26 protein-coding genes and 1 pseudogene are annotated in these 25,412 nt (G+C 64.8%); 11 read left to right on the forward strand and 16 right to left on the reverse strand.

Annotated features, from left to right (window positions below; all coding sequences use genetic code 11):
- Positions 1-249 precede the first annotated feature (249 nt).
- Positions 250-1,575 carry a 30S ribosomal protein S12 methylthiotransferase RimO gene (gene rimO, locus XH79_RS17885; RefSeq protein WP_212336373.1) on the reverse strand — a complete coding sequence of 442 codons (1,326 nt, stop codon included), beginning with the start codon at positions 1,573-1,575 and terminating at the stop codon, positions 250-252.
- A 110-nt stretch (positions 1,576-1,685) separates the two neighbouring features.
- Between rimO and XH79_RS17890 the strand changes: the two genes are divergently transcribed.
- The 5 genes from XH79_RS17890 (at position 1,686) to XH79_RS17910 (ending at position 7,644) form a co-directional block, all read left to right on the forward strand.
- Positions 1,686-2,276, forward strand: coding sequence for an ANTAR domain-containing response regulator (locus tag XH79_RS17890; RefSeq protein ID WP_008564898.1), 591 nt, complete (start codon positions 1,686-1,688; stop codon positions 2,274-2,276).
- Positions 2,273-3,436, forward strand: a complete 1,164-nt coding sequence (locus XH79_RS17895; protein ID WP_271582464.1) for a CmpA/NrtA family ABC transporter substrate-binding protein — start codon at positions 2,273-2,275, stop codon at positions 3,434-3,436. Before XH79_RS17890 ends, XH79_RS17895 begins: the two co-directional genes overlap by 4 nt.
- A 336-nt stretch (positions 3,437-3,772) precedes the next feature.
- Positions 3,773-5,554 (forward strand): NirA family protein, encoded by a 1,782-nt coding sequence (locus XH79_RS17900; RefSeq protein WP_271582465.1) that lies wholly within the window; start codon positions 3,773-3,775, stop codon positions 5,552-5,554.
- Positions 5,551-7,155 (forward strand): sulfite reductase subunit alpha, encoded by a 1,605-nt coding sequence (locus tag XH79_RS17905; RefSeq protein WP_271582466.1) that lies wholly within the window; start codon positions 5,551-5,553, stop codon positions 7,153-7,155. The genes XH79_RS17900 and XH79_RS17905 overlap by 4 nt, the downstream gene beginning before the upstream one ends.
- A 336-nt stretch (positions 7,156-7,491) precedes the next feature.
- Entirely contained in the window at positions 7,492-7,644 is a 153-nt protein-coding gene (locus tag XH79_RS17910) for a hypothetical protein (RefSeq protein ID WP_035666020.1), read from the forward strand.
- A gap of 111 nt (positions 7,645-7,755) precedes the next feature.
- Here XH79_RS17910 and XH79_RS17915 read toward each other — a convergent pair whose 3' ends face one another.
- The 3 genes from XH79_RS17915 to pxpB are packed head-to-tail and all read right to left on the reverse strand — an operon-like array spanning position 7,756 to position 10,324.
- Positions 7,756-8,526, reverse strand: a complete 771-nt coding sequence (locus XH79_RS17915; RefSeq protein ID WP_212336380.1) for a LamB/YcsF family protein — start codon at positions 8,524-8,526, stop codon at positions 7,756-7,758.
- Between the two features lie 32 nt (positions 8,527-8,558).
- Positions 8,559-9,596, reverse strand: coding sequence for a biotin-dependent carboxyltransferase family protein (locus XH79_RS17920; protein WP_271582467.1), 1,038 nt, complete (start codon positions 9,594-9,596; stop codon positions 8,559-8,561).
- Positions 9,593-10,324, reverse strand: coding sequence for a 5-oxoprolinase subunit PxpB (gene pxpB, locus XH79_RS17925; protein WP_212336384.1), 732 nt, complete (start codon positions 10,322-10,324; stop codon positions 9,593-9,595). Before pxpB ends, XH79_RS17920 begins: the two co-directional genes overlap by 4 nt.
- A 259-nt stretch (positions 10,325-10,583) precedes the next feature.
- Between pxpB and XH79_RS17930 the strand changes: the two genes are divergently transcribed.
- Together XH79_RS17930 and XH79_RS17935 are read left to right on the forward strand one after the other, a co-directional pair.
- Positions 10,584-11,282: a ribonuclease activity regulator RraA gene (locus XH79_RS17930; protein WP_212302315.1), complete on the forward strand. Its 699-nt coding sequence runs from the start codon at positions 10,584-10,586 to the stop codon at positions 11,280-11,282.
- 17 nt (positions 11,283-11,299) lie between these two features.
- The gene (locus tag XH79_RS17935) at positions 11,300-11,704 is read left to right on the forward strand and encodes a (R)-mandelonitrile lyase (RefSeq protein ID WP_027573427.1); all 405 of its coding nucleotides are present in this window, start codon (positions 11,300-11,302) and stop codon (positions 11,702-11,704) included.
- Positions 11,705-11,769: 65 nt separating this feature from the next.
- On the opposite strand, the gene XH79_RS17940 is transcribed toward XH79_RS17935, so the two are convergent.
- From XH79_RS17940 to XH79_RS17950, 3 genes and pseudogenes are all read right to left on the reverse strand, one after another.
- Positions 11,770-12,126 (reverse strand): hypothetical protein, encoded by a 357-nt coding sequence (locus XH79_RS17940; RefSeq protein WP_271582468.1) that lies wholly within the window; start codon positions 12,124-12,126, stop codon positions 11,770-11,772.
- A 177-nt stretch (positions 12,127-12,303) separates the two neighbouring features.
- A pseudogene (locus tag XH79_RS17945) lies at positions 12,304-13,165 on the reverse strand (DUF2147 domain-containing protein).
- Between the two features lie 231 nt (positions 13,166-13,396).
- Complete coding sequence (locus XH79_RS17950) at positions 13,397-14,191, reverse strand: transporter substrate-binding domain-containing protein (RefSeq protein WP_271582470.1); 795 nt, start codon at positions 14,189-14,191, stop codon at positions 13,397-13,399.
- 114 nt (positions 14,192-14,305) lie between these two features.
- Here XH79_RS17950 and XH79_RS17955 point away from each other — a divergent pair, with 114 nt between their 5' ends.
- Positions 14,306-14,803: a DUF1993 domain-containing protein gene (locus tag XH79_RS17955; RefSeq protein WP_212338138.1), complete on the forward strand. Its 498-nt coding sequence runs from the start codon at positions 14,306-14,308 to the stop codon at positions 14,801-14,803.
- A gap of 68 nt (positions 14,804-14,871) precedes the next feature.
- Here XH79_RS17955 and XH79_RS17960 read toward each other — a convergent pair whose 3' ends face one another.
- From XH79_RS17960 to XH79_RS17985, 6 genes are all read right to left on the reverse strand, one after another.
- On the reverse strand, positions 14,872-15,360 hold the full coding sequence (locus XH79_RS17960; RefSeq protein ID WP_271582471.1) for a hypothetical protein: 489 nt from the start codon (positions 15,358-15,360) through the stop codon (positions 14,872-14,874).
- Positions 15,361-15,529: 169 nt separating this feature from the next.
- On the reverse strand, positions 15,530-16,519 hold the full coding sequence (locus tag XH79_RS17965; RefSeq protein ID WP_271582472.1) for a hydroxyacid dehydrogenase: 990 nt from the start codon (positions 16,517-16,519) through the stop codon (positions 15,530-15,532).
- A 35-nt stretch (positions 16,520-16,554) separates the two neighbouring features.
- The gene (locus XH79_RS17970; protein WP_212336393.1) at positions 16,555-17,655 is read right to left on the reverse strand and encodes an ABC transporter ATP-binding protein; all 1,101 of its coding nucleotides are present in this window, start codon (positions 17,653-17,655) and stop codon (positions 16,555-16,557) included.
- Between the two features lie 6 nt (positions 17,656-17,661).
- Positions 17,662-18,573 carry a carbohydrate ABC transporter permease gene (locus XH79_RS17975; RefSeq protein ID WP_271582473.1) on the reverse strand — a complete coding sequence of 304 codons (912 nt, stop codon included), beginning with the start codon at positions 18,571-18,573 and terminating at the stop codon, positions 17,662-17,664.
- Positions 18,573-19,511: a carbohydrate ABC transporter permease gene (locus XH79_RS17980; RefSeq protein ID WP_212336397.1), complete on the reverse strand. Its 939-nt coding sequence runs from the start codon at positions 19,509-19,511 to the stop codon at positions 18,573-18,575. Before XH79_RS17980 ends, XH79_RS17975 begins: the two co-directional genes overlap by 1 nt.
- 142 nt (positions 19,512-19,653) lie before the next feature.
- Positions 19,654-20,994 carry an ABC transporter substrate-binding protein gene (locus tag XH79_RS17985; RefSeq protein ID WP_018642027.1) on the reverse strand — a complete coding sequence of 447 codons (1,341 nt, stop codon included), beginning with the start codon at positions 20,992-20,994 and terminating at the stop codon, positions 19,654-19,656.
- A gap of 506 nt (positions 20,995-21,500) precedes the next feature.
- On the opposite strand from XH79_RS17985, the gene XH79_RS17990 reads away from it, so the two are divergent.
- Together XH79_RS17990 and XH79_RS17995 are read left to right on the forward strand one after the other, a co-directional pair.
- On the forward strand, positions 21,501-22,322 hold the full coding sequence (locus XH79_RS17990) for a Spy/CpxP family protein refolding chaperone (protein WP_212336399.1): 822 nt from the start codon (positions 21,501-21,503) through the stop codon (positions 22,320-22,322).
- Positions 22,323-22,434: 112 nt separating this feature from the next.
- Entirely contained in the window at positions 22,435-22,812 is a 378-nt protein-coding gene (locus XH79_RS17995; protein WP_271582474.1) for a response regulator, read from the forward strand.
- 85 nt (positions 22,813-22,897) lie between these two features.
- On the opposite strand, the gene XH79_RS18000 is transcribed toward XH79_RS17995, so the two are convergent.
- The 3 genes from XH79_RS18000 to glk all read right to left on the reverse strand — a co-directional run bounded on the left by XH79_RS18000 (position 22,898) and on the right by glk (position 24,512).
- The gene (locus tag XH79_RS18000; RefSeq protein WP_271582475.1) at positions 22,898-23,053 is read right to left on the reverse strand and encodes a hypothetical protein; all 156 of its coding nucleotides are present in this window, start codon (positions 23,051-23,053) and stop codon (positions 22,898-22,900) included.
- Between the two features lie 144 nt (positions 23,054-23,197).
- A complete protein-coding gene (locus XH79_RS18005; protein ID WP_271582476.1) occupies positions 23,198-23,401 on the reverse strand; it encodes a hypothetical protein in 204 nt (67 codons plus the stop codon).
- Between the two features lie 133 nt (positions 23,402-23,534).
- A complete protein-coding gene (gene glk, locus XH79_RS18010) occupies positions 23,535-24,512 on the reverse strand; it encodes a glucokinase (protein WP_271582477.1) in 978 nt (325 codons plus the stop codon).
- 269 nt (positions 24,513-24,781) lie between these two features.
- On the opposite strand from glk, the gene pncA reads away from it, so the two are divergent.
- Positions 24,782-25,408: a bifunctional nicotinamidase/pyrazinamidase gene (pncA, locus tag XH79_RS18015; protein ID WP_212336409.1), complete on the forward strand. Its 627-nt coding sequence runs from the start codon at positions 24,782-24,784 to the stop codon at positions 25,406-25,408.
- Positions 25,409-25,412: the final 4 nt, after the last annotated feature.

Genomic DNA, 25,412 nt, shown 5'->3' on the forward strand with positions numbered 1-25,412 from the left:
CCATCCTCAACGCCATGCTCAGGGATCGAAAACCATGGCAACCCGCTTGACAAAGAACACAGTCGCTGAGGTGCGAGGCTTGCGATGCGAAAGCATCGTAAGCTGACCCTCGAAGGATGAGCGGCCGCGATGCAGCCGGGGGCCGTCGTCCTTCGAGGCTCGCTCTACGACGCGGTTGCGCCGCAGAGCGAGCGCATCAGGATGACGGTGATGGAGCTATCGTCGCTACGCTCGCAATGACGGAGTGCTTCAGAACCCCGCGACGCTGCCGTGCAGGTCGTACTGGTCGGCGCGCTCGATCTTGGCGGTGACGATCTCGCCGACGCGCAACGGGCGGCGGCTCGTGAGGTACACCGCACCGTCGATCTCCGGCGCATCGGCCTTGGAGCGGCCTTTCGCAACGGTCGGGCCGACCTCGTCGATGATGATCTGCTGGCGCGTGCCGACCTTGCGCTTGAGCCGGCGCGCCGAGATCTTCTGTTGGCGCGCCATCAGCGCGTTGTAGCGCTCCTGCTTGACCTCTTCCGGCACGGGATTCTCGATCGCGTTCGACGTCGCGCCCGCAACCGGCTCGTATTTGAAGCAGCCGAGACGATCGATCTCGGCCTCATCGAGCCAGTCGAGCAGATAGGCGAAATCGGCATCGGTCTCGCCGGGGAAGCCGACGATGAAGGTCGAGCGCAAAGCGAGATCAGGGCATTCCTCGCGCCAGCGCTTGATCCGCGCCAGCGTTTTGTCCTGCGCCGCCGGGCGCTTCATCGCCTTCAGCACCTCAGGGCTCGCATGCTGGAACGGGATGTCGAGATAGGGCAGCACCTTGCCCTCATTCATCAGCGCGATGACTTCGTCGACATGCGGGTAGGGGTAGACATATTGCAGCCGGACCCAGGCCCCGAGCTCGCCGAGCTCGCGCGCGAGGTCGAGGAATTTGGCGCGGACCTGGCGGTCCTTCCACGGGCTCTCCGCATATTTGAGATCGACGCCGTAAGCCGAGGTGTCCTGCGAGATCACCAAGAGCTCCTTGACGCCGGCGCCGACCAGGCGCTCGGCCTCGCGCAGCACGTCATTGGCCGGGCGCGAGACGAGGTCGCCGCGCAGTTTCGGGATGATGCAGAAGGTGCAGCGGTTGTTGCAGCCCTCGGAGATCTTCAAATAGGCGTAGTGGCGCGGCGTCAGCTTGATGCCCTGCGGCGGCACCAGGTCGAGATGCGGATTGTGCGCCGGCGGCAGCGCGCGGTGCACTGCGTCGAGCACGCTCTCATATTGCTGCGGGCCGGTGATGGAGAGCACGCCCGGATAGGCCTGCTCGATCTGCTCGGGTTCCGCGCCCATGCAGCCTGTCACGATCACCTTGCCGTTCTCGGCCATGGCCTCGCCGATCGCCGACAGCGATTCCTGCTTGGCGCTGTCGAGGAAGCCGCAGGTGTTGACGATGACGATGTCGGCCCCGTCATGCTTGCGGGCGAGCTCGTAGCCTTCCGCGCGCAGGCGCGTGATGATGCGCTCGGAATCCACCAATGCCTTGGGACACCCGAGCGACACGAAGCTGACCTTGGGCGCAGCCGTCTGATCCATATCTGATCTGCCTGATTGACCGGCCTGAGCTAGTCCCAATTGCCCATAATTACAACCCTTTGCATCGCCCCCCGGCGTGCTATGGATGAATCACCTGCCGTGAGTGAGCCATGAGCGCCGAACAGTCGCCCAAAATCGTGATTGTCGACGAGAGCCCGATCCGGGCTGCGATCCTCGAGGAGGGGTTGCGGGAGGCCGGATTCACCCAGGTCGTCCATATCCGCGAGATGCAGAGCCTCTTGGCCCGTATTTATGCGGTGGACCCCGACATCATCCTGATCGATCTGGAAAACCCCAGCCGCGACGTGCTGGAGGCGATGTTCCAGGTCAGCCGCGCCGTGAAGCGGCCGATCGCGATGTTCGTCGACCAGAGCGATTCAGCCTCGATCCAGGCCTCGGTCGAGGCGGGGGTATCGGCCTACATCGTCGACGGGCTGAAGAAGGAGCGTATCAAGCCGATCCTCGATCTTTGCGTGTCCCGTTTCAACGCCTTCGCGAAACTCCAGGAGGAGCTCGAGCGCACCAAGTCGCAGCTCGAGGACCGCAAGATCATCGAGCGCGCCAAGGGCATCCTGATGAAGGTGAAGGGCCTCACCGAGGACGAGGCCTATGTGCTGCTGCGCTCGACTGCGATGCGCGAGAAGAAGAAAATCGGCGAGATCGCCCAGTCGATCATCACCGCATCGGAGATGCTGAAATGACTGGACCGCTCCGCATCGGGTTCATCCCGCTGGTCGATGCCGCAGCCCTGATCGTTGCCGTCGACAAGGGTTTCGCCGCCGCCGAAGGGCTCGACGTCGAGCTGGTGCGCGAGGTGTCCTGGTCCAACGTGCGCGACAAGCTCAATATCGGCCTGTTCGATGCCGCGCATCTGCTGGCGCCCGTCGCGATCGCGTCCTCGCTCGGGCTCGGCCACGTTAAGGTGCCGATCGCCGCGCCCTTCAACCTCGGCATCAACGGCAATGCGATTACGGTGTCGCCGACGCTCCATGCGGCGCTGATGGAGGAAATCGACGGCGACCGCTTCGATCCGCTTGTCACCGCGAAGGCGCTGGCGAAGGTCGTTGCCAAGCGCCGCAAGACGGGTGCCGATCCGCTGACCTTCGGCATGACTTTCCCGTTCTCGACCCACAATTATCAGCTGCGGTTCTGGATGGCGGCGGCCGGCGTCGATCCCGACGAGGACGTGCGCCTCGTGGTGCTGCCGCCGCCCTATATGGTCGAGAGCCTCAAGAGCGGCCATGTCGACGCATTCTGCGTCGGCGCGCCCTGGAATTCGGTCGCGGTCGATCTCGGCATCGGGCACATCCTGCACTTTGTCTCCGATATCCTGGTGCGCGCGGCGGAGAAGGTGCTGGCGGTCCGTCAGGTCTGGGCCGACAAGAATCCGGACGTTGTCGCGGCCCTGGTGCGGGCGGCCGTGAAGGGCGCCGAGTTCATCGAGCAGCCTGCGAACCTCACCGAGGCGGCGCAGATTCTGGCGCAGCCCGAGCGGATCGGCGTCGATGCCGAGGTCATCCAGCGGACCCTCACGGGACGCCTGAAGATCTCGCCCGATGGCACGCTCCGCGAAAGCGGCCGCTATCTCCTCGTTGGGCGCGAAGGAGCAGGGCGCCCCGAGCCGGTGCAGGCCGCCTGGCTCTACGCCCAGATGGTGCGCTGGGGGCAGACGGCGCTGACGCCGGACGGCGTCAAGACCGCCATGGCCGTGTTCAGGCCGGATCTCTACGACGCAGCCGTCGGCCGCCAGCCACCCGCCGAGGCGCCCACAGCCTTCGGCGCGTTCGCTGGACCCGTCTTCGATCCCGACAACATCCGGGGGCACCTCGAGGCCTTCGAGGTCGGCCGCTGGAAGGCCTGATTCGTCCCCTGCATCGTTTTTGAGCAATGGGCGGCAGCGGCTAAATTTTGGGCCGAGTGCTCGAATTTCGAGTGAGTTCCGGGATCGGCATTTTCCGGGGCCGGCTTTATTCCATTGAAAGATCAAGAGTTTCTCTTTCAGGAAAGCTGGCACGCAACTTGTATGTTGCACTGCGGCCAGCTTGTCATTGGTGCCTGCTGAGCCAAGTCCCGCAGCAACGAAGCTGATTGGACCGTCGGGTTGCGAAGCGGGCTCTAGAGCCAGCTGAGTTTCCCGCGGGTCGCGCAATTTTCCGTCGATACCACCGAGGTGGCCGCAGGAGCTTCGTTACCGACCATGAAAATCGATACGGTCTCAGTCGACTTTACCGACGAGCAGAAACGCTATCTCGAAGGCTTCACGACCGGCTTGCAGATCAGCCGCGTCGGCCGCGGCCTTGGTGGCGGCGGCGGCAAGGCGAATGCCGAGCCGACCGGCCCAGATGCCGTGCACATCAAGGCGCAGGACAAGGTCATCGCGGCAGGCAAGAAGCTCGCCGACCAGGAGAAGTTCAAGCGCGACGAGCATCCCTTCGATGCCTATCCGCGCCTTCGCCAGCAGGCGCTCGACAACACCCCGCCGAGCCCTGCGGACAATTTCCGCTGGCGCTATTACGGCATCTTCTACGTCGCGCCGACGCAGGACTCCTACATGTGCCGCCTTCGTATTCCGAACGGCATCATGAAGCACTGGCAGCTGTCGGGTCTTGCCGATCTCGCCGACGAGCTCTGCGGTCCCTACAGCCACGTCACGACGCGCGCCAATCTGCAGCTGCGCGAGATTCCGCCGAAGCACGCGATCAGAATGATCGAGGGCATCCAGGATCTCGGCCTGTGCTCGCGCGGCTCCGGCGCCGACAACATCCGCAACGTGACGGGGACCCCGACCGCCGGCGTCGATCCGCAGGAAATCATCGACACGCGGCCCTATGCGCGCGAGTGGCACTACCACATCCTCAACGACCGCTCGCTCTATGGTCTGCCGCGCAAGTTCAACGTGGCCTTCGACGGTGCCGGCAAGATTGCGGTGCTGGAAGAGACCAACGACATCGCCTTCACGGCGTATGAGGTGAAGGATGGTTTCGGCGTCGAGCCCGGCATCTGGTTCCGGCTCGGCCTCGGCGGCATCACCGGCCACAAGGATTTTGCAAAATACTCCGGCATCATCGTCAAGCCGGAGCAGGCGACCGCCGTTGCGGACGCCATCGTGCGGGTCTTCATCGACCACGGCGACCGCACCAACCGCAACAAGGCGCGGCTGAAATACGTGCTCGATGCCATGGGCCACGACGGCTTCCTCAAGCTGGTCGAGGAGCGGCTGAAGACGCCGTTCACGCGCGTGCCGGAAGAGGCGTTCGCGCCACGGCCCGCCGCGGATCGCATGGCCCATGTCGGCGTGCACAAGCAGAAGCAGGACGGCCTCAACTGGATCGGCGTCTCGCTGACGCTCGGCAAGCTCAGCTGCGACCAGATGCGCGGCCTCGCCAAGGTTTCGCGTGATCTCGGCGACGGCGAGATTCGCCTGACGGTCTGGCAGAACCTCTTGATCTCGGGCGTGCGCGACGAGAATGTCGAGCTCGCCATTGCCGCGATCAAGCAGATCGGGCTCGCGGTCGAAGCCTCGCACATTCGCGCCGGCCTCATCGCCTGCACCGGCAATGCCGGCTGCCGTTTCGCGGCGTCGAACACCAAGCGCAATGCGGCCGAGATCGGCGACTGGTGCGAGCCGCGCGTCGCCATGGACAAGCCGGTCAACATCCATCTGACCGGCTGCCACCATTCTTGCGCGCAGCATTACATCAGCGACATCGGCCTGATCGGGGCACGCGTGCCTGTCAATGAGGAGGACACGGTCGAAGGCTATCACCTCTTCACTGGCGGCGGGTTCGGCCCCGACGCTGATGTCGGGCAGGAGGTCTATCACGACCTCAAGGCCGAGGACGCGCCGAAGACGGTCGAGGCGCTGCTCAAGGCCTACCTCGCCCATCGCGCCTCGCCCGACGAAACCTTCCTCTCCTTTGCGCGCCGCCACGACGGCGAAACGCTGCGCAAGCTTGCCGATGCACAGGTGTCCGCATGAACCAGATCACGCCTCCGCCGAAACTCGACATCATTCCCGCCAGCGCGCCGTTCTCCGACGCGCAGCGCTCCTGGCTGAACGGCTTCTTTGCCGGACTGCTGTCGCCTGATGTGGCAACGCCCTTGTCGGCGGAGCAGGGCGCGGCCGTCATGGCCGGTGACGGCGACGACGGCGAAGCGCCATGGCACGACCAGACCATGCCGATCGCCGATCGGATGAAGCTCGCCGAGGGCCGTCCCGTTCGCCGCAAGATGATGGCGGCGATGGCGCAGCAGGATTGCGGCCAGTGCGGCTACAATTGCCACGATTATTCGGAGGCGATCGCGGGCCGCAGCGAAGCGCGGCTCAATCTCTGCGTTCCCGGCGGCAAGGAAACCGCGCGGATGCTGAAGTCGCTCTACGAGGAGCTCGACAAGGCGCCCGCGGCGAAAGCCCCCGAGAAGACGGACACGGTCGCCGCGCCCGCCGTGACCGTGACCATCGCCGAGCCCGGCCGTTCGCGCGACAATCCGACGGAAGCGACCTTCCTGTCGCGCCGCCTTCTCAACAAGGGGAAGTCGGAGAAGGAGACCTATCACATCGAGTTCGATCTCTCCGCGAGCAAGCTCGATTACGTGGTGGGTGACAGCTTCGGCGTGTTCGCGCGCAACGACGTCGGCCTCGTCGACCAGATCATCGCGCTGCTCGGCGCCTCCCACACCACCAAGGTGAACGGCAAGACACTGCGCGAGGTGCTGATCGACGACGTCTCGCTGTCGCCGGCGCCGGACTCGCTGTTCGAGCTGATCTCCTTCATCACCGGCGGCGCGCAGCGCGAGAAGGCGCGGGCGCTGGCGCAGGGCGAGGATCCCGATGGAGATGCCGCGACCCTCGACGTCATGGCGGCGCTGCAGAAGTTTTCCGGCACGCGTCCGCATCCCGAAGCATTCGTCGAGGCGCTGGAGCCGCTGCAGCCGCGGCTCTATTCGATCTCGTCCTCGCACAATGCGACGCCGGGAAAACTGTCGCTGACGGTCGATTCCGTGCGCTACGTGATCGGCAAGCGCAAGCGCATCGGCGTTGCCTCGACCTTTCTCGGCGAGCGCATCAATGAGGGCGAGAAGCTCAAGGTCTATGTGCAGAAGGCGCACAATTTCGGTCTGCCGCAGGATCCGAAGACGCCCATCATCATGGTCGGCCCCGGCACCGGCATCGCGCCGTTCCGCGCCTTCCTGCTCGATCGCAAGGCGACCGGCGCAGCCGGCAAGAACTGGCTGTTCTTCGGCCATCAGCGCAGCGATTGCGATTTCTTCTACCAGGAAGAACTCAATGCGATGAAGACCTCGGGTCAATTGACCCGGCTGTCGCTGGCCTGGTCGCGCGACGGCGAGAAGAAGTTTTATGTGCAGGACCGCATGCGCGAGGTCGGCCGCGAGCTGTGGACCTGGCTCGCCGAAGGCGCGCATCTCTACATCTGCGGCGATGCCAAGCGCATGGCCAAGGACGTCGAGCGCGCGCTGGTCGACATCGTCGCCCAGTTCGGCGCGCGTTCGACCGATGAGGCCGTCAGCTTTGTCGCCGACCTCAAGAAGACCGGCCGCTTCCAGGCTGACGTGTACTAGGCTTCGGCGGGACCAGGACGAGGAAACCCGTTGCCACTTTGCTCGGTGCTGTAGGGTGGGCAAAGGCGCGCCCTTCGCGCGCCGTGCCCACCATCCCTAAGTGGTGGGCACGCTTCGCTTTGCCCACCCTACGAGAGCTGTCATCCAGCCGTCATCGCTTCGGTTCCAACTGGCTCGAATCCTAACGAATAAGATTCTCGGAACCCGGATCTGGGGAGAATTTGCATCTGCGCCGAGGCTCCTTCTAAGAACCGTCATCGCTATTTCCGCCGCCATCTTGCCTCCCGCCAGGGTTGATCCTTCATACTCCCGCAAATGGGGCGTTGGAGATCGACCATGCGCGAACTATCGGCGGAAGCCAGACTGCACTTCTACGCGCGCTCGCTCTCGCGGCGCACCGGGGCGAGCGCCCATCATCTGGCGCTCTACAGCGCCTTTGCCGTGATCGCAGCGATCGTGTTCGGCACGCTATCGGTGCATCCGTTCTAGCGACTTTGTAGGGTGGGTTAGCCGGAGGCGTAACCCACCAACTTCGTTCTGCACTCGCTGAAGCATGGTGGATTACGCTTCGCTAATCCACCCTACGGCACTGAACGTGCCTCACGCCCCGCGCCTGAACGGCGCAACCTCGATCCCCGCTTCCTTCAACGCCTGACGCAAGGTCCGCGCGATCTCGACCGCGCCGTGCGTGTCGCCGTGGATGCAGACCGTATCCGTGCGCATCTTGATCACCTTGCCGGTGACCGACACCACCGCGCCGTCCTGCACCATGCGCACCACGCGCTCCGCGATCGCCTTCGCATCGTGCAGCACGGCGCCGGGCTTCTTGCGCGAGACGAGGTTGCCGTCGTCCTCATAGGCGCGGTCGGCGAACACCTCGTGCACCATCGGCAGATTGGCCGCTTCGCCGGCCTTCACCAGCTTCGAATTGGCGAGCACGACGAAGATGAGATTGGGGTCGACCGCCCTAATGCCGGCGGCGATCGCCTTCGCGGTCATGTCGTCCTCGCAGGCGACGTTGGAGAGCGCGCCATGCGCCTTCACATGCGTGACCTTGTGGCCGGCCGCGGTTGCGATCGCCTGCAGCGCGCCGATCTGGTAGGCGACGAGGTTCTCGATCTCGGAAGCCTTGAGCCCTGCGATCGGGTGCCGGCCGAAGCCGTGCAGGTCGCGATAGCCGGGATGCGCGCCGACTGAGACGCCGCGCGCTTTCGCAAGCTCCACCGTCCGGCGCATGATGTCGGGGTCGCCGGCGTGGAAGCCGCAGGCGACGTTGACCGAGCTCGCCAGCTCGATCATTGCGGCGTCGTTGCCCATCTCCCACGCGCCAAAACCTTCGCCGAGGTCGCAATTGAGATCGATCGTCTTCATGGGGTGCTCTCCGCCTCTGGTCTTGCTGCCGCTTACGGTTCCGCCGTCACCTGCCAGGTTCCGGCGTCGACCGCGCTCACCGCGTAGCCGGCAACGTTAGCATCGCTGAGCGCCTCGATGTTGAGCTCGACGGTGTCGGAGGAGCGGAGGCGGTCGGGGAGGGTGCGGATCAACTGCGCGAACTTGCGCGCCTCGTCCTGCGCCTCCGCCATGCTGACCTGCTTGAAGCGGAACGCTGTTCCCGCCGAGGTCTGCGCGAGCCGGCCCACATCGGCCGTGATCACGGTCGCGATCTTCGGATAGCCGCCGGAGGTGCCGCGGTCCATCATCAGCGCGATCGGCGAGCCGTTGCCGGGCACCTGGATGCTGCCGTTGACCGTGCCGTCGGAGACGATGTTGTGGCCGTGCAGGTGCTTGATCGCGGGGCCTTCGAGCCGGTAGCCCATGCGATCGGAGGTCGCTGAGATCTTCCACTCGCTGTCCAGGAACAGCGCCTTGTTGGCATCGTCGAATTCGTCGTCCTGCGGCCCCAGCAGCACGCGGATCGGACCTGTCGCAGGCTTCGGCAGCTCGATGCGCAGCTCTGGCGCACCGCTCGCGGCATCGACGCTGAACTCGTCGCCGGCCTGGAGCGGGCGCGGGTAGGGGCTGCCGAGGCCGGCGCGGGCATTCACCGCCAGGCTGCCGAACACGAGCTCGCCCTTGATGCCGCCTTCGATCGCGAGATACGTGAACGCGCCGCCGCGGGCAAAGCCGAGCGTCAGCGTCTCGCCGTCCTTCAGCGTCACCGATGTATCCATCGCGACCGGCCGCCCGGCGACATCGGCATTGCGCGGTGCGCCTGCGATTGCCACGCGCACGGCGCCATCCTTCGCGGTGAACGTCGCGCCGAAGGGGCCGATCTCGACAGCAGCCGCGAGCGGCTCATTGCCGACCAGCGTGTTTGCCGCCGCGAGCGACAGACGATCCATCGCGCCGCTGACCGTCAGGCCGTAGCGCTGCGCGCCGTGGCGTCCGCCGTCCTGGACGGAGCTGGCTGGCCCGATGCTGGTGACGACGAGCCGGCTCATGCGTCCACCTGCTCGGCGACGATCTCGCCGGCTTCGGCGGCGCGGTCCATGTCCTCGAACGTCTTGTGGTCGATGGCGAAAAACGTCACGCGGTCACCGGGCTCGGTGAGGAAGGTCGGATTGCGGTGGAGCTGATAGGTTCTGACAGGCGTGCGGCCGAGCAGGTGCCAGCCGCTTGGGGCGGCCAGGCACTGGATGCCGGCCTGGATGCCGCCGATCGAGATCGTTCCGGCGGGCGTTAGCAGCCGCGGCGACTGCCGCCGCGACATGTGCAGGGATTTGTCGAGCCCGCTGAGATAGGACCAGCCCGGCGTGAATCCGATCATGGCGACCTTGTAGTCGCCGCCCGCGTGCCGGGCGACGATGTCATCAGGCGTGGTGCTGAGCGCCTTGGCGACATCCTCGAGGTCGATGCCGTGCTCGCCGCCATAGGCCACGGGAATGCGCCAGCGGCGCGCCCTGGTGGCCGGCGGCAGCGGCCGGGTCGCGATCGGGAGGATCTTTTCGCCGAGCGCGTCGAAGCCGATCTTGCCGGGGTCGTAGTGCACCAGCAGCGACCGATAGGTCGGCACGGTCTCGGTGATGCCGTCGATCGGGCTCGCTGCGAGTGCCTTGTCGAGCGCCAGCACGCGCTGGTTGGCGGTATCGTCGATGGTGCGGCTGAACTCGACCGTGACGGCACTGTCGCCACTGGGCAGAAGGCGGGGCGGGGGAAGCGTCGCGGCCATGAGCTGTCGAAGAGCTGTCGAAATCGGGCTTCTCAGGAAACGCGGGCTCGCCCTTGAGTTCCGCTTGTCCCTGCTTCGCGTAAATGCGCCAGCAAGTCCAATAAATTAATGCAGGGGTTCTCGATAAAGCCTTGTTATCGCGTCGCATAACGGCGCTGCGGCCCTGCATTCTTGTGGGTCTTTTGGCCCTTGACGCAAGGCTTGCGGCTCGCAAGATGCGCGCGTTCTTTTCCCGCCTATCCGGAGCTCGTTCTCGTCCATGTCGCTATCCCCCGAAGCCCGCAAGACCCTCGCCGGCATCACCACTGCCACCATCACCACGGTCCTGCTGAAAAAGGGCCTGCGCAACGTGTGGATGCGCGGTGCGCGTCCGCTGCGCCCGGGCCTGCCGCGCCTTGTGGGACCTGCCTTCACGCTGCGCTTCGTGCCGGCGCGCGAGGATCTGGCGACGCCGGAATCCTGGTCGTCGCCGATCTCGACCCGCACCGCGATCGAGGCGATGCCGGATGGCTGCATCGCCGTGGTCGACGCCATGGGCATCACCGATGCCGGCATCTTCGGCGACATCCTCTGCGCGCGCATGGTCAAGCGCGGCGTCACTGCGCTGGTCACCGATGGCGTGGTGCGTGACGTCGAGGGCGTGCTCGGCACCAATCTGCCGGTGTGGTGCGACGGCTATGCCGCGCCGCCGTCGGTCGCGGGCCTGACCTTCGTCGGTTGGGGCGAGCCGATCGGCTGCGGCGGCGTTGCCGTGTTTCCGAACGACATCGTGGTCGCCGACCAGGACGGCTGCGTGCTGATTCCGCAGGCGATGCTCGAGCACGTGCTCAATGAGGGCGTCGAGCAGGAGCGGATGGAAGCCTGGATCGTCAACGAGGTGAACAACGGCGCGGTGCTGCCGGGCCTCTATCCCATGAACGCCGAGACCAAGGCGCGCTACGCCGCCAGCAAGAAGTAACGGAAGCGAGGACCCCCATGGAGATCACCGTCGCAGGTACGCGGCCGACCCGCCGCGCGCCCAAGGAAAACTTCACCGGCACCGTGTGGCAGGACCCCGTCATCATGGCGCCCGCGCCGGCGCGGCTGAACTGCTCCCGCGTCGCGTTCGAGCCGGGCGCACGCACCAACTGGCACCATCATCCGCTCGGGCAGACGCTTTACGTCATCTCCGGCGTTGGCCGCGTCCAGTCCAAGGGCGGGCCGATCCGCGAGATCCGCCCCGGCGACACCGTGTGGATTCCGCCCGGCGAACTGCACTGGCACGGGGCATCGCCGACCAACGGCATGTGCCACATCGCCATGCAGGAAGCGCTCGACGGCGTCTACTCGACCTGGCTGGAGCCGGTGACGGACGCGGAGTACGGCGCGGCGGTCGGCTGATCCGCGCGCCCCGGACAAGACGCATCGCCTGAAGGCGGTGCGTCGCCGAGCCGGGACACGGCGACTTACATCCTCTGCGCCGTCCACGTGCCCGTGCACATGGTGCCGCGCCAGGTGCCGGAGCCCGAGGTGCCGCTGAGCCGGCCGAAGCCGACCGCGCGCTTGATGCCGCTGCTCAAGGTGACGTTGATGCTGCCGGCATCGGCCACGCGGCCCGACGCCGTCACGGCCGCGCTGCTCGATGCGATCTGGCCGTTGTTGATGCCGATGGCGACGGTTGCCCCGTTGCCGCAGGTCTCGCTCGATGACGAGATGCGGACATTCCATGTGCCGTCGAAAGTGCTCGTCGCAGCGCCGGCCTGCGTCAGCGGGAAGGTGATGGCGACAAGGGCGGCGAAGAGTCCTTTGCGAATGCCGTTCATGGCACGCCTCTGTGGTTGACCATGCAGGGGACCATGGCACCGCGCGCGGAACCGGCGATGTGAGAGGCGTCACGCCGGCGGCAGGCTCCGTGAGGTGGCGCACATCCTGACAGCGCGGAAAAGCAAAGGGGCCCGGATCACGGGCCCCTTGTTGTGGTCAGAGCGTTGAAGCCGGACTCAGTTCACCCGCGTCCAGGTCTGGCCACCGCAGAACATGCCGCCGAAGGCGCAGCCCTGCACGCGCAGCCGGTCGGTGCCCTTCATCGCGATCGTTGAATCGTAGGTCGAGCCGGAGTTGGGATCGAGGATGCGGCCGGACCATTTCTGGTCCTTGCCGGGCTTCATGTTGATCAGAACCTGCTCGCCGTTCTGGTTCGACTTGCTGTCGACCGAATAGCCGCAGAGATTGCTGCCGCACTGCTCGATGCGGACCTTGCCTTCCTTCTCCTCGGTGAGCCAGACGCCGAGCGGTGAATTGAGATCGCGCGTGGGCGCGGCTGCCGGAGCGACCGCGGCGGACTGGACCGGAGCCGGCGGCGGAGGTGGCGCCGGCGGCGCGGCAGCCGCAGCGGTCGGCGGCGGGGGCGGGGGGGGGGGGGGGGGGGGGGGCCTGCTGCTCGACGGGAGCGGGGGCTGGTGGCGGTGCAGGAGGAGGCGCGACAGCCGGAGCGGCCGGTGCGACCGTGGCAGTCGCCGGCTGCGGTGCAGGCGGCGCGGGAGGCGGTGCGGCCACGACGGGCGCGGGAGCCTGCACGGCTGCGGGAGGCGCTGCTGCGGCGGCAGGTGGAGGCGCCGGTGCAATCGGCGGCTGCGGATCCGCCTTGGCATCCTGCGGCGCCTGCTGGCCTGGGCTCGTCTCGTTCTTCTTGGCCTTCTTGGCCTTGCCCTGGCCGGTGTTGTCGTACACGCCGGGAATCTGCACGGTGCCGCGGTCCGGATCGATGCGGATGGTGCGCCCGCCATATTCGAAGGTGTACTGCGCTTGCGCAGCGGTGCTCGCCAACAAAAGGAATGCGGCCGTGGCCAACAGCTTCCTCATTTCGCATCTCCTGAACAGGTGGTCCCCGCACCAACGCTTACGCGCCGGCTCCATTCCGAAACGTGATCTAGATCACTGTCTCGGTATGAGTCGTCGTCGCGCTGTTCCCGGTTCAATAGGCCTGGGGCCGGTCCAAAGTTTGGCAGAGGCAGGCGACAGGAGGACGCGGCCTCACGCGCCGTTCCGATGGAATCGGAACGGGACCGGCGATCAAAACGCGCGAAAAACGCGCTAGTCGAACCAGGTGGCGTAGATCTTCCTGTAGCTGCCGTCTTCCATGGAAATGTGCAGCCATTGATCGACGAAGGCCTTCAGCGCCGTGTCGCGCTGCAGCCAATAGGCCTTCTCGGAGAAGTCGAACGGCTTGTCCGGATGCACCGCGCAGAGCACGCCTTGATGCTGCTTCTGCTGGTAGCGCGTCTCGGAGGCGTCCGTCATCATCAGATCGGCATTGCCCTTGGCGATCTCGTCGAAGATCACGGTGTTGTCGGGGAAGACCGTGATCTCGGCGTCCTTGATGTTGGCGCGTGCGAAGCGTTCGTTGGTGCCGCCGGGATTGACGATGACGCGGGTGCCCTTCTTGTCGATATCAGGAAGCGTCTGATACTTGCCGACGTCGGCGCAGCGCGTGATCGGCGTCTTGCCCTCGCGCATGATCGGCGTCGAGAAGAAGCCCTTCTTCTGCCGGTCGAGCGTCACCGACACGCCGCCCATGGCGATGTCGAACTGGTCGGCCTCGAAATCCTTCATCAGCTTCGGCCAGGCCGTCGGCACGAACTCGACCTTGACGCCGAGTGCCTTGCCGAGCGCCTCCGCCATGTCGACGTCGAAGCCAGAGAACTGCTGCGTGGCCTTGTCGAGATAAGTGAAGGGCTTGTAGTCGCCGGTCATGCCGACGCGCAACGTGCCGCGCTTCATGATCTCGTCGAGGCGCGAGGGCGCGGCCTGCTGGGCGTGGGCCGAAAGGTTCATCAGCAGCGCCACGGCCAAAGCTGCCAACACGCGAACGGATATTCGAACGGTCATCTCTTTTCCACCCATGCCCGAGCTGTCATTGTACAGCTCCTCCGACCTGGATTTAGACCAGATGCCCGTCGCTGGCGAGGCAGAATTGAAAGGAAGCTTGGGGTGACGATTTCGATGTACGAGGCCTCGGTCGGCCTCTTCGTGCCTTATCTGCGCAATCTGTCCGCGCTGCTCGACAAGGGCGTGGCCTATGCCGAGGCCCGCAAGTTCAATCCGGCGGTGTTGCTCGGCATGCGTCTCGCGCCGAACATGTACGATCTGGCACAGCAGGTCGGCGAGGCCTGCCGCCACGCCACGGTCACCTCGGCCTTGCTGGCAGGTCGCGAACCGGTCGCGCTGCCGGCGCTGGAGCACGACATGGCCGGCCTACAGGCGCGGATCGCGACGTCGCTTGAATTCATCGAGAGCCTGCCGCATGCCGAGATCGACGCGGCTGCGGAACGAAAGGTCGTCTGGAGGCTGAAGAACGGGACCGAGCTGCCCTTTACCGGGCGGACGCTGCTGCTCGTCAACTGCATTCCGCAGTTCTTCTTTCACGTCACGACGGCCTACGACCTGTTGCGGCATGCAGGCGTCGAGCTCGTGAAGAAGGATTTCCTCGGGAGGAAGTAGCGGCAGGCTCGATGTCCACCTCTCCCCGACGGGGCGAAGTGGACGGAGATATTCGCCAGAGGTGACGCTTAGGCTTCGCCCTTGCGCTCGTAATCGGCGAGCGAGCTGCGGCCGGCGATCTCGCTGCGGAGCAGCTCGAAGCGCTTGTTCGCTTCTTCCTCATGCGCATCGACGAAACGCACGGCGGCCTCGCTCGTCATGGGGCCGCTGACCACGGGCGCGGACTGCTCGCCGATGGTTTCGTGGACGTAGTACAGGCCGTCATCGCCGCGATGTACCATCCATTTTAGACGGATCGCCACCATCGGTCCGGGACCGACCTTGCTGTAGCCGTCGGCATCGGTGTGCTCCGGCACCAGCGGCTGTTCCTCGACGACGGGATGCTCGTGCTCGGCGACGACCGGCTCCTCGTCAGCGGTGGCTGAATGTTCGCTGTCGGCCGAATCCTCTTCACCGGTCGCCGTCTCGGTGTCGCGGACGACGAGAACGGGCTCGGGGTTCTCCAGGATGCTGGCGATGGTCGCCAGCGCATGGTCGGTCGGGTCGATCTCTGACAAGGGTCCATCCTCCAGCTCGACGCGGCCGGCAAGTCTGTCCCACTGCCGCCGCGGCCGGGAACATTAGGCGCGTTTGATTAAGGCTGAGTTGGGGCCCGATCTGCACCAAAATGGGACGCTTTCTGGCGTCCCGAAGGCGGGCCGATCGGCGGCCCGCCTTCGCTTGGCCTCAGCCCAGCACGTCCTGATTGATCACATTCTGCCTGATGGGATCGCCGTCCAGGGCGCTCAGGATGTTGCGCGCGGTCTGCTCGCTCATGCGCTGGACCGCCTCGACCGTGACGCCGGCGACGTGCGGAGCCATGATGACGTTGGGCAGCGCGAACAGCGCGTTGCTGACCGGCGGCGGCTCCACCTCGAACACGTCGATGCCGGCGCCGGCGAGCTTTCCGGACGTGAGCGCGTCGTACAGCGCCGCTTCCTTCACGATGCCGCCACGCGCGGTGTTGATGAGGTAGGATTTCGGCTTCATGCGGCCGATCCGGGCTGCGTCGAACAGGCCGACCGTCTCCGCCGTCTTCGGGCAGTGGATGGTGACGAAGTCGGCGTGAGGCAGTGCGGCGTCGAGGTCGGTGACCGGCTCGCATCCGGCCGCCTTGATCTCGGCCGCGGGCTTATAGGGATCGTAGACCTGCACCTTCATCTCGAACGCCGAACAGCGCTTGGCGGTGCGGCTGCCGATGCGGCCAAAGCCGATGACGAGCACGGTCTTGCCGTAGAGGTCGAACGGCAGCATGCCGAGCCGGTCGGCCCATGTGCCGTCCCTGACGCAAGCATGCAGCTCCTGCGCGCGCTTGGCCAGCGTCAGCATCATGAACAGCGCCGCTTCGGCGACCGAGGGCGAGTTGGCGCTGCCCGCCACCATCAGCGGCACCTTGCGGCGGGAGAGGGCGGGCACGTCCACGGCGTCGTAGCCGACGCCGATGCGGGTCACCACCTTCATGTCTCTTGAGGCCTCGAGCTCGGTCTCGCCGAAGGCGGTCGCACCGAGCGCGACGCCATGGACCGGCGCATGGCTCTTCAGCAGCGCCTCGAAGTCCTTGGCGGAGATCAGGTTGGAAAACTCGACGAGCTCGATATCGTCCCGCTGGGTGAGGAGGGCGCGTGCCCCTTGCGACAAAGTTTGTGTAACGAAAATCTTCTTCTTGTTGGTCGCCATCGCTCCCCTGCCTGCCTGCGTTTCTTAGGTCGGCGTCACAAGACGACGCCGGTCTCTTCGTTTAGCAGGTGCATGTTGTTGAGGTCCATCGCCAAACGCATGGGAGCCCCGTCCGTAGCGCCGGCATTGGGATCGACGCGGCCGCAGACCGGCGTGCCGTCGAGCCCGAAATAGACCAGGGTCTCCATCCCCATCGGCTCGGTGACGTCGAGCACGGTGTCGAAGGTCTCGACCCCCGGCGCAAGATGCGCATGCGACTCGGTGAGATGCTCGGGACGGAGCCCGAGCAGCAGCTTGTCGGTGCGCGGCAGCGCGTTGTAGCGCGCGGCGCGGGCCGGCGGCAGCGCAAAGGCGATGCGGTCGGTGAGGCGAAGCTGAAGCGTGCCGCCGACATCCTCGAGCCGGCACGGGATGAAGTTCATCGCGGGCGAGCCGATGAAGCCCGCCACGAAGCGCGTCGCCGGCTTGTGGTAGAGCTCGTTCGGCGTGCCGATCTGCTCGATGCGGCCCTTGTTCATCACCACCACGCGATCGGCCAGCGTCATCGCCTCGACCTGGTCGTGGGTGACGTAGACCGTGGTGGTGCGCACCTTCTGGTGCACCTTCTTGATCTCGATCCGCATCTGCACGCGCAATTTGGCGTCGAGATTGGACAGCGGCTCGTCGAACAAAAATACCTTGGGGTTGCGCACGATGGCGCGTCCCATCGCGACGCGCTGGCGCTGGCCGCCGGAGAGCTGCTTCGGCTTGCGGTCGATCAGGTCGGTGATGTCGAGGAGGCGGGCGGCTTCCGTGACGCGCGCCTTGATCTCGGCCTTGGGATAGTGCTTCAGGCGCAGCCCGAACGACATGTTCTCGGCGACCGTCATGTGCGGGTAGAGCGCGTAGTTCTGGAACACCATCGCGATGTCGCGGTCCTTCGGCGGCACGTCGTTGACGACGTCGCCCCCGATCATGATGTCGCCGTCGCTGATGTCCTCGAGCCCGGCGATCATGCGCAGCGTGGTCGACTTGCCGCAGCCCGAGGGGCCGACCAGGACGATGAACTCATGATCGGCGATGTCGAGGTCGATGCCGCGCACGGCTTCGACGTCATCGTAACGCTTGACTACCTTCCGCAAAGCTACGTCAGCCATGAGTCATCAACCCTTTGTCGCACCGGCGGTCAGGCCGGCAATGTAGTAGTCCATCAGGAATGCGTAGATGATCAGCGGCGGCGCGGCGCCGAGCAGCGCGCCGGTCATGATCTGCCCCCAGTTGAACACGTCGCCCTTGATCAGCGTGGTGGTGATGCCGACCGGCAGCACCAGCTGATCGACGGACGTCGTGAACACCAGCGGATAGAGGAACTGCGCCCAGGACACCGTGAACGCGAAGATGGTCGCGGCGATCAGCCCGGGCAGCGCGACCGGGATGAAGATCCGCGTCAGGGTCTGCAGCCAGGAGGCGCCGTCGATGAGAGCTGCTTCATCGAGCTCCTTCGGGATCGAGGCGAAATAGCCGATCATGATCCAGGTGCAGAACGGCACCGTCAGCGTCGGATAGATGAACAGCAGCACGTACCATCGGTTCAGCAGCGTGATGCCGGTGTACTCCTGGACCACGCCGAGCATCTTGAACAGCGGGATGAACAGGAGGCTGTCCGGGATCAGATAGGTGAGGAAGACGCCGGTGGCCAAGGTCGCCGAGCCCCAGAACTTCATCCGCGCCAGCGCGAACGCCGCGGGGATGCTGATCAGCATGGTCACGATCACGACGATGATCGAGATCATCGACGAATTCCAGAAGAACCGCAGGAACTGGTTAGAGGTCAGGAGCTCGGCATAATTCGATAGCGTCGGATGGAACACCCACCAGGGATTGGTTGCGGCAGAGATCTCCGCGCTGCTCTTGAGCGAGGTGATCAGCATGTAGATCGGCGGCGTCAGGAAGAAGATCGCGAACAGTACCAGGAAGAAGTAGGACCAGCGCAGTGCCCAGGTGCGGTCCCGGCTCATGCTGCCGTACTTAACCTTGCGGGACGGTCCGGCCTTGTCGATTGTGAGCGTGCTCATCAGGCTTCGTTCCCGCGTTTGTTGACATCGCGCAGGATGAAGATCGCTGCGACGGCGAGGATGGGCACCATGAACAGCGACACGCAGGCGCCGAGCGGAATGTCGCTGCTCTGGATGCCGACCTGGAAAGCCCAGGTGGCGAACAGATGCGTGGTATCCAGCGGGCCGCCTGATGTCAGGATGCGCACGATGTCGAAGTTGGCGAAGGTGACGATCAGCGAGAACAAGGTGGTGATCGCGATGATATTGCGCATCATCGGCAAGGTGATATGCCAGATCTTCTGCCACCAATTGGCGCCGTCGATCGCGGCGGCCTCATAGAGCTGATCGGGGACCGACTTCAGCGCGGCGAGATACATGATCAGGAAGAACGGCGCGCCGTACCAGACGTTGACGAGGATGACTGAGAAGCGCGCCCAGAAGGTGTCACCCAGCCACGGGATCGGACCGACGCCGAAGAAGGAGAGCGTGTAGTTGAAGGCGCTGTAGGACGGATCGAACAGCCACAGCCAGGCCAGCGTGCTCATCGCCGGCGGAATCACCCAGGGCACCAGCAGCATGCCGCGCCATTTGCGCTGCTTCTTGCCGGGAATGTTGTGGACGAAATGCGCGACGATGAAGCCGATCAGCGCCTTGAAGATGACGGCGGTGATCGCAAAGATGCAGGACTGCTGCACCACCATCCAGAACGTCTCGCGCTTGAACAGGAAGGTGAAATTGCCGAGGCCGACGAATTTCGTCATCGCCTTGTTCAGCGTCGCCAGATAGAGCGAATAGAAGGCGGGATAGAGCACCAGCATCGCGATCAGGAGGATCAGCGGCAACGTCAGGAAGAACGCAACCGTCGATTTTCGCCCGAGCGCATTGCGCAGACTCTTTCCCTTGCGCGCGCCCGTCGCACGGGCGACGCGACCTCGCTCAACGACGACATCGGCCATGTCAGAATCCTTAGGGTCAGTCTTCTTGTCAGCAGTCCAACCTTGGAGCCGGCCACAGCGGTCGGCCTCAAATCTTGCGGATGGGAGGGCGGAGCCCTGGCGGCTCACGCGCGTGGCGCGAGCCGCCCTGGCGCATCCCGGCCTAGCTCCGCATGAAGCCTTCGCACTCGCCTTCGGCCCAGGCGAGCGCCTGCTCCATCGTCTCGCCCCGCGCAAAACGCAGCGCCATCTTGGTCAGCGTCGCCTGGAAGTAGATCTGCTGCGCGATCTTGGGCGGCGCGGGCGACGCGGCGATCGACAGCGTCTGGTGCTTGTAGGGGTCCGGATAGTGGAAGAGCGTTCCCTTCGGCGGGCCTTCTTCCGCCCAGGTCGGGAACTTGGACATGTTCGCGTAGGCCGGCAGGTCGTAGCCGCCGCTCACCGCAACGAACTTCTCGATCGACGATGGCGAGGACAGGTGAACGAGCAGGCTCTTGGCAGCCTCCTTGTTCTTGCCGAAGCTCCAGACGCCCCAGAAGTAGGGCAGGTACGGTGCGAACCGTCCCTTCGGACCGGACGGGAAGCCGTGCGTCCAGCACTGTTCGGCGACCTGCGGCGCATCGCGCTTGGCGACGGCCCAGGCGCTCGGCGGATTGAGGATCATCGCGCCGCGGCCGGAGATCAGCCATTTGTTGTTGGAGGCGTCGTCCCAGGACGGTGCGTCCGGCGGCAGGAAGGCGATCAGCTTCTTGTAGAACTCCATCGCCTGGCGAACCTGATCGGTCTTCACCGTGATGTCGCCCTTGGCATTGACGAGCTCGGCGCCGAATGACTGGAAGATCGCGCCGGCGGTGTCCACGCTGTCGGTGGTCTCGCCCATACCGATGCCGAACGCGAAGCCCGCCTTGTGGCAGGCCTCGGCTGCCTTCAGGAAGGTCTCCATGGTCCAGTTTTCGACCTTGGGCGGGCCGCCGGCTGGATACATCTCCTGTACGTCGATGCCGGCATGCTTCTTCATCAGATCGATGCGAGAGCAGGGGCCCTTGATCTGGCTGCCCGGTGTCGCGGGCGCCGCGAGCCATTTGCCGCCCGACTGTCCGAGATATTTGACGGTGCCGTTCACTTCGCCATTCTGCTTGAGCAGCGGCTCCATGATGTCGTTGAGGGGCTCGAGATTCTCGGAATAGGCCTGCGGCCACCAGCTCGGCATCTGCAGGATGTCATGACCCGACTTGGCCTGGGCCTCGGCGGCGGCGGTCAGCTCGATCTTCTTGTTGTTGCTGGTGATGTAGTCGATCGAGACTTCGACCTTCTCCTTCGCAGCCCATTCATTGACGAGATCGGTCGAGGCCTTGTTGGCGCCGGGCACCCAGTGGTCCCAGAAGCCGATCGAGAGTTTGCCGGCAGCATAGGCGCCCCGGACGTAGGGCGCCGTGATCAGCGCCGCGGAGGACATTGCAGTGGCAGCCACAAATTGACGTCGCGTCAGTGTCTTGCGTGACATCTCGTTTCCTCGCTTGGGTGTTTTATTGTTCTGGTGTTTCCTCTGAACTCTTCCGAGTTTTGCTTTTGATTTTCTTGTTGGCGTTTCTTGTTGGTCGTTTCTGTCGGTGCCGTCAGCGTCGATCCGGATCGTGCGCCGTGCGCCAAATTGGTAGCGCGATCAGATCATGATTGACCGCGTCTGTCGAGAAAGCCGAACGCGCTTCGTCTAGAACTAACGTTGTGCCCGAATGTGCGGCAGTGCCTCTGGCATCGCGCGCCGCAGGTGAATCGCGCTCCCTCGTTTTTTGCGACGCACACATCTCGTAAGCCGGTCGGGAACGATCCGTGCGCAATTACGCCGCAGTTCCGAATAAGCCTCCATAACCGCTTCGCGCGAAACACTTTTCGGGCGTGGACAGCAATCGGCTGCGTCTGGACCTCGAAGCGACGAAAACGATAGAGTTGCAACCAGCGGGGTGGCTCTTACCCCGACCGAGACCAATCAGTTCGACGATGGAGACGAGAATGATCCACCCGGCGCCGCCAGCGCGACATTACTTGCGACGTTCGCTCGCGCTCGGGTCTCTGCTCGCGTTGTTGCTCGGCGTCGCCGCGGTTGCGAACGCTCAAGGATTGGTCAAAGGCGTCCAGGAAGGGGCGGCGGCCGGGAACAAGGCGGCCGGCCCGGTCGGTGGCGTGCTCGGCGGCGCGATCGGCGGTGTGGTCGGCGTCTTCACCGGCGTGCTTGGCGTCGGCAACAATAACAATGCCAACCAGGCGCCGGCCGCCAAGGATGCGAACAAGGATGCGGGCAAGGACGCCAAGCAGCAGCAGGGCGCAGGCAAGGACAAGGACGCCAAGAGCGCCAAGGAGAACGCCAAGGCGGGCAAGGGCGCCAAGGCGAGCAAGGAAGCCAAGAACGCGCCAAACGTTCAGCAGGACAACAAAGACAAGGACGTTACCGTCCTCACCCAGCCCGGCGCGCCGCAACAGACCGCCGAGCAGATCGTGGCCAACAGCGATTCCTATATCGAGCGGATCAAGACCGAGCTGAACCTCACGCCCGACCAGGAGAAGCACTGGTACGGCTTCTCCAGCGCCATGCACTACTTGGGGCATAATGGTGCAGAGCGACTCAACCTGCGGGTTGCGCGCGCCAAGCGCGATCCGCCCGACGACATCATCGAGCAGATGCGCAACGAGGCGCAATTCCTGATCGACCGGGCCGCCGACCAGCGCAATGTCGCCGACGCCGCCGAGCCGCTCTATTCGAGCCTCGATGACAAGCAGAAGCAGGTCTTCATCCAGGAGATGGTGCGCCTCAGCCACGAGCGCGGACTGGATTGATCAAGTTGAATCGGATTGCGGGCGCCTGAATTAACGGCGCTCGCTACGAATTTGTGAATCCTCTGCGCAATTCGGTTATGATTAGCTTCGCGAGGCTGACTGCGGGGTTGATATGGCGGACGGACTCTCCGTTTTCCTGGTCGAAGACGAGGCGTTGATCCGGATGATGATCGCCGACATGGTGGTGGAGCTCGGCCACCGCGTCGTCGCGGAGGCGGACAATGTCCGGGACGCCAGCGCCTTTGCGATGACCGCGCAATACGATTTCGCCATCCTCGACATCAATCTCAAGGGTCTCTACGTCGATCCCGTCGCCGACCTGATCGAGCGCCGCGGCAAGCCGTTCCTGTTCGCCACCGGCTACGGGCCGGAATTGCTGCCGTCCTTGCTCCGCCGCAGGCCGATCCTGCGCAAGCCGATTTCGATCGACCAGCTCAAGGGCATGATCGAGTCGTTGTTTCCGGAAGCCACGGCAGAGGCGCCGCGCTGAACGGCGGCGAAGGCGCCGCGCTGGGAGCGCAAACGAAAATGGCCGCCGGTGGGGCGGCCATTTCACGAAGAAATCCGTCGTGGCCTCAGATCAGGCCGGCACTGAGATCGATGCCGCGCGCCATCAGGCCGAACGAGGCGAGGAGGCCCGCGCAGCAGAACAGCCAGATGGTCTTGAACGAAGAGTCGGCAAAACGCGTTTCGGCAACGGCCGGCATCGCGGCGAGCGAAATCATGCTCATGTTCATTCCCCCCTTTGTTGATCCTGAATTGCATCAGGTGAGGGAACTCCTAGAGCAAAAAGTTTGACGTGAGATTGCGAGGGATCCCTAACGGAATCGCAACCGGGGCGTACCGACGCGCGTGCCGTGCCGGGATCGCACGTCTCAGCTGCGGCCGCTCCTCAACACGTTGGCGATGGTCTGGGCGGTCATGGCGGCGCGATCTGAGGCGCGCTGGGCAGCCAGCCGGTCTCGCGCCTTCTCCTCGATCAGGAGCTCGATCAAGGCGAGCCGCTTGTCCTCGTCGTCCGCCTCGGTCAGCAGGCGGTGATAGCGGTGATAGTCGAATCCAACGTCCTGCTTACGCATGTCACGCCCCCCGCAACCAACGCCACACACTTGCCCGATTGTTTCCCATGGGAAACAATCGGGCAAGCACGATCCTGCGTGGAACCGCGCTTTGGGTGCAATCAGCTGTGAATTAGTTAACGGACCTGCCGCCTCAATCCGGATTGTGGTCGGCGAACATCTTCAAGCCGAGGAAGCTCGCATCGGGCCTGGTGACCAGCCGGGTCGGGATGTTGCGCAAGTAATCCTGAAAGCGTCCCTTGGCCTCGAAGCGGGCGCGGAAGGCCGAGGCGGCCAGGAATTCGGGAAAGCGCGGGACGATCCCGCCGGCGATATAGACGCCGCCGCGAGCGCCGAAGGTCACCGCGAGATTGCCGGCGACCGAGCCGAGGGTGGCGCAAAACATCTCCAGCGTCGCGCGGCTGTGCGCACAACTGCCGTCCAGGGCCGCCTTGGTGATGGCAGCGGCATCGCGTTGCGGCACCTGGGCGCCGTCGACCTCCGCCAGCGCTTCGTAGAGGCTTTGCAAGCCCGAGCCCGACAGCGCGCCACGCTCGATCGAGACATGGCCGAGGCGGCGGCGCAAGCAGGCGATCACGCGTTCCTCGCGCTCGTTCTCGGCCGGCAGCGTCGCATGCCCGGCTTCGGTGACGACGGCCAGGCGCGCGCCATGGCGCTCGACCAGGCAGGAGACGCCAAAGCCGGTTCCAGGCCCGACCACCAGCAGCGGCTCTCCGGGCAAGCCATCTTGTCCGCCGAGCGGGATCAGATCGGCCGGCTGCAAGGCCGGCAGCGACCAGGCCACAACCTCGAAATCGTTGAGCACGTGGACGCTGTCGAAGCCGAGTGCCGGCTGCAGCTCGTTGCCGTCGATGACCCAGGGGCTGTTGGTCATGACGCAGCGGTTGTTGGTGACGGGGCCTGCCACGGCCAGCACGGCTCGTCGGGGTGGCTCGCCGCTGGATTTACGTGCCAGCACATCGGCAATGGCTTCCCGGATGGTCGGGAAGTCGGCGACCTTCACGTAGTCGATCGGCCCGGTCTGGTCGCCATCGCTCTGGCTCAGCGCAAAGCGCGCATTGGTGCCGCCGATATCGGCGAGAAGAATTTGTCCTGTCCTGCCGATACCCATGGCTCTGCGGCTGCCGCGGCCTTGCCGGCCCTCGGGAACCCCTGCCTCCGTTCCTGATCCGATCCGCAACTGCGCGGACGGTCCGAGAATCCTCGCTTGATTGTGCCTAGTCAACACGGACAGAGGCAAACCGTTGCATTCCTGCAGACTGTTTGGCCACCAGAGCGGTGCAGCCACACGCTGTCGGTGGTTGCGAAGCTGCGCCGGAAGATCGACATTGGTGGGAGCCTTCGGCGCCCGGCGCCGGGCGGACGGAGTGGAGCCTTGCGATGAAGATTGCCGACCGCGACGTGCTGCTGGTGATCGACGTGCAGAACGACTTCTGCACCGGCGGAGCGCTGGCCGTGCCCGGCGGCGAGAAAGTCGTGCCGGCCATCAATCGTATCGCCCAAAAATTCACCAACGTGGTGCTGACCCAGGATTGGCATCCGGCTGATCATGTCTCCTTCGCGCAAAACCATGCGGGCAAGCAGCCGTTCCAGACCATCGAGCTGAGCTACGGCACCCAGGTGCTCTGGCCGTCGCATTGCGTGCAGGGCACGGCCGGCGCCGAATTCCATGAGGGCTTGGACGTCACAAGGGCGAGCCTGGTGGTGCGCAAGGGCTTTCGCCGTGGCATCGATTCCTATTCGGCGCTGTTCGAGAACGACCACAGGACGCCGACGGGCCTGCTCGGCTATCTGCGCGAGCGCGAGCTGAAGACGGTGTTCGTCGCGGGTTTAGCGCTGGACTTCTGTGTCCGCTTTTCGGCGGAGGATGCCCGCAAGGCGGGGTTCGAGGTCGCGGTGATCGAGGACGCTTGCCGCGGCATCGACCTCGACGGCTCCATGGCTGCGGCCCATCGGAGCTTTGGCGAGCTCGGCATTTCCGTCATCAGCTTCGAGGCGTTCTTGTGAGGAG

It is taken from the genome of Bradyrhizobium sp. CCBAU 45389 (assembly GCF_028128625.1).
GTDB lineage: Bacteria > Pseudomonadota > Alphaproteobacteria > Rhizobiales > Xanthobacteraceae > Bradyrhizobium > Bradyrhizobium liaoningense_B.

What these genes read in the sequence shown, in the direction of transcription:
- XH79_RS17900 (WP_271582465.1), top strand. Translation starts at nt 3,773, where the DNA reads ATGAAAATCGATACGGTCTCAGTCGACTTTACCGACGAGCAGAAACGC.
- glk (WP_271582477.1), bottom strand. Translation starts at nt 24,512, where the DNA reads ATGGGTATCGGCAGGACAGGACAAATTCTTCTCGCCGATATCGGCGGC.
- XH79_RS17930 (WP_212302315.1), top strand. Translation starts at nt 10,584, where the DNA reads ATGTCGCTATCCCCCGAAGCCCGCAAGACCCTCGCCGGCATCACCACT.
- XH79_RS17975 (WP_271582473.1), bottom strand. Translation starts at nt 18,573, where the DNA reads ATGAGCACGCTCACAATCGACAAGGCCGGACCGTCCCGCAAGGTTAAG.
- XH79_RS17915 (WP_212336380.1), bottom strand. Translation starts at nt 8,526, where the DNA reads ATGAAGACGATCGATCTCAATTGCGACCTCGGCGAAGGTTTTGGCGCG.
- XH79_RS17905 (WP_271582466.1), top strand. Translation starts at nt 5,551, where the DNA reads ATGAACCAGATCACGCCTCCGCCGAAACTCGACATCATTCCCGCCAGC.
- XH79_RS17895 (WP_271582464.1), top strand. Translation starts at nt 2,273, where the DNA reads ATGACTGGACCGCTCCGCATCGGGTTCATCCCGCTGGTCGATGCCGCA.
- pxpB (WP_212336384.1), bottom strand. Translation starts at nt 10,324, where the DNA reads ATGGCCGCGACGCTTCCCCCGCCCCGCCTTCTGCCCAGTGGCGACAGT.
- XH79_RS17910 (WP_035666020.1), top strand. Translation starts at nt 7,492, where the DNA reads ATGCGCGAACTATCGGCGGAAGCCAGACTGCACTTCTACGCGCGCTCG.
- XH79_RS17920 (WP_271582467.1), bottom strand. Translation starts at nt 9,596, where the DNA reads ATGAGCCGGCTCGTCGTCACCAGCATCGGGCCAGCCAGCTCCGTCCAG.
- XH79_RS17970 (WP_212336393.1), bottom strand. Translation starts at nt 17,655, where the DNA reads ATGGCTGACGTAGCTTTGCGGAAGGTAGTCAAGCGTTACGATGACGTC.
- XH79_RS17965 (WP_271582472.1), bottom strand. Translation starts at nt 16,519, where the DNA reads ATGGCGACCAACAAGAAGAAGATTTTCGTTACACAAACTTTGTCGCAA.
- XH79_RS18000 (WP_271582475.1), bottom strand. Translation starts at nt 23,053, where the DNA reads ATGAGCATGATTTCGCTCGCCGCGATGCCGGCCGTTGCCGAAACGCGT.
- XH79_RS17950 (WP_271582470.1), bottom strand. Translation starts at nt 14,191, where the DNA reads ATGACCGTTCGAATATCCGTTCGCGTGTTGGCAGCTTTGGCCGTGGCG.
- XH79_RS18005 (WP_271582476.1), bottom strand. Translation starts at nt 23,401, where the DNA reads ATGCGTAAGCAGGACGTTGGATTCGACTATCACCGCTATCACCGCCTG.
- XH79_RS17985 (WP_018642027.1), bottom strand. Translation starts at nt 20,994, where the DNA reads ATGTCACGCAAGACACTGACGCGACGTCAATTTGTGGCTGCCACTGCA.
- pncA (WP_212336409.1), top strand. Translation starts at nt 24,782, where the DNA reads ATGAAGATTGCCGACCGCGACGTGCTGCTGGTGATCGACGTGCAGAAC.
- XH79_RS17940 (WP_271582468.1), bottom strand. Translation starts at nt 12,126, where the DNA reads ATGAACGGCATTCGCAAAGGACTCTTCGCCGCCCTTGTCGCCATCACC.
- XH79_RS17890 (WP_008564898.1), top strand. Translation starts at nt 1,686, where the DNA reads ATGAGCGCCGAACAGTCGCCCAAAATCGTGATTGTCGACGAGAGCCCG.
- XH79_RS17935 (WP_027573427.1), top strand. Translation starts at nt 11,300, where the DNA reads ATGGAGATCACCGTCGCAGGTACGCGGCCGACCCGCCGCGCGCCCAAG.
- rimO (WP_212336373.1), bottom strand. Translation starts at nt 1,575, where the DNA reads ATGGATCAGACGGCTGCGCCCAAGGTCAGCTTCGTGTCGCTCGGGTGT.
- XH79_RS17955 (WP_212338138.1), top strand. Translation starts at nt 14,306, where the DNA reads ATGTACGAGGCCTCGGTCGGCCTCTTCGTGCCTTATCTGCGCAATCTG.
- XH79_RS17980 (WP_212336397.1), bottom strand. Translation starts at nt 19,511, where the DNA reads ATGGCCGATGTCGTCGTTGAGCGAGGTCGCGTCGCCCGTGCGACGGGC.
- XH79_RS17990 (WP_212336399.1), top strand. Translation starts at nt 21,501, where the DNA reads ATGATCCACCCGGCGCCGCCAGCGCGACATTACTTGCGACGTTCGCTC.
- XH79_RS17995 (WP_271582474.1), top strand. Translation starts at nt 22,435, where the DNA reads ATGGCGGACGGACTCTCCGTTTTCCTGGTCGAAGACGAGGCGTTGATC.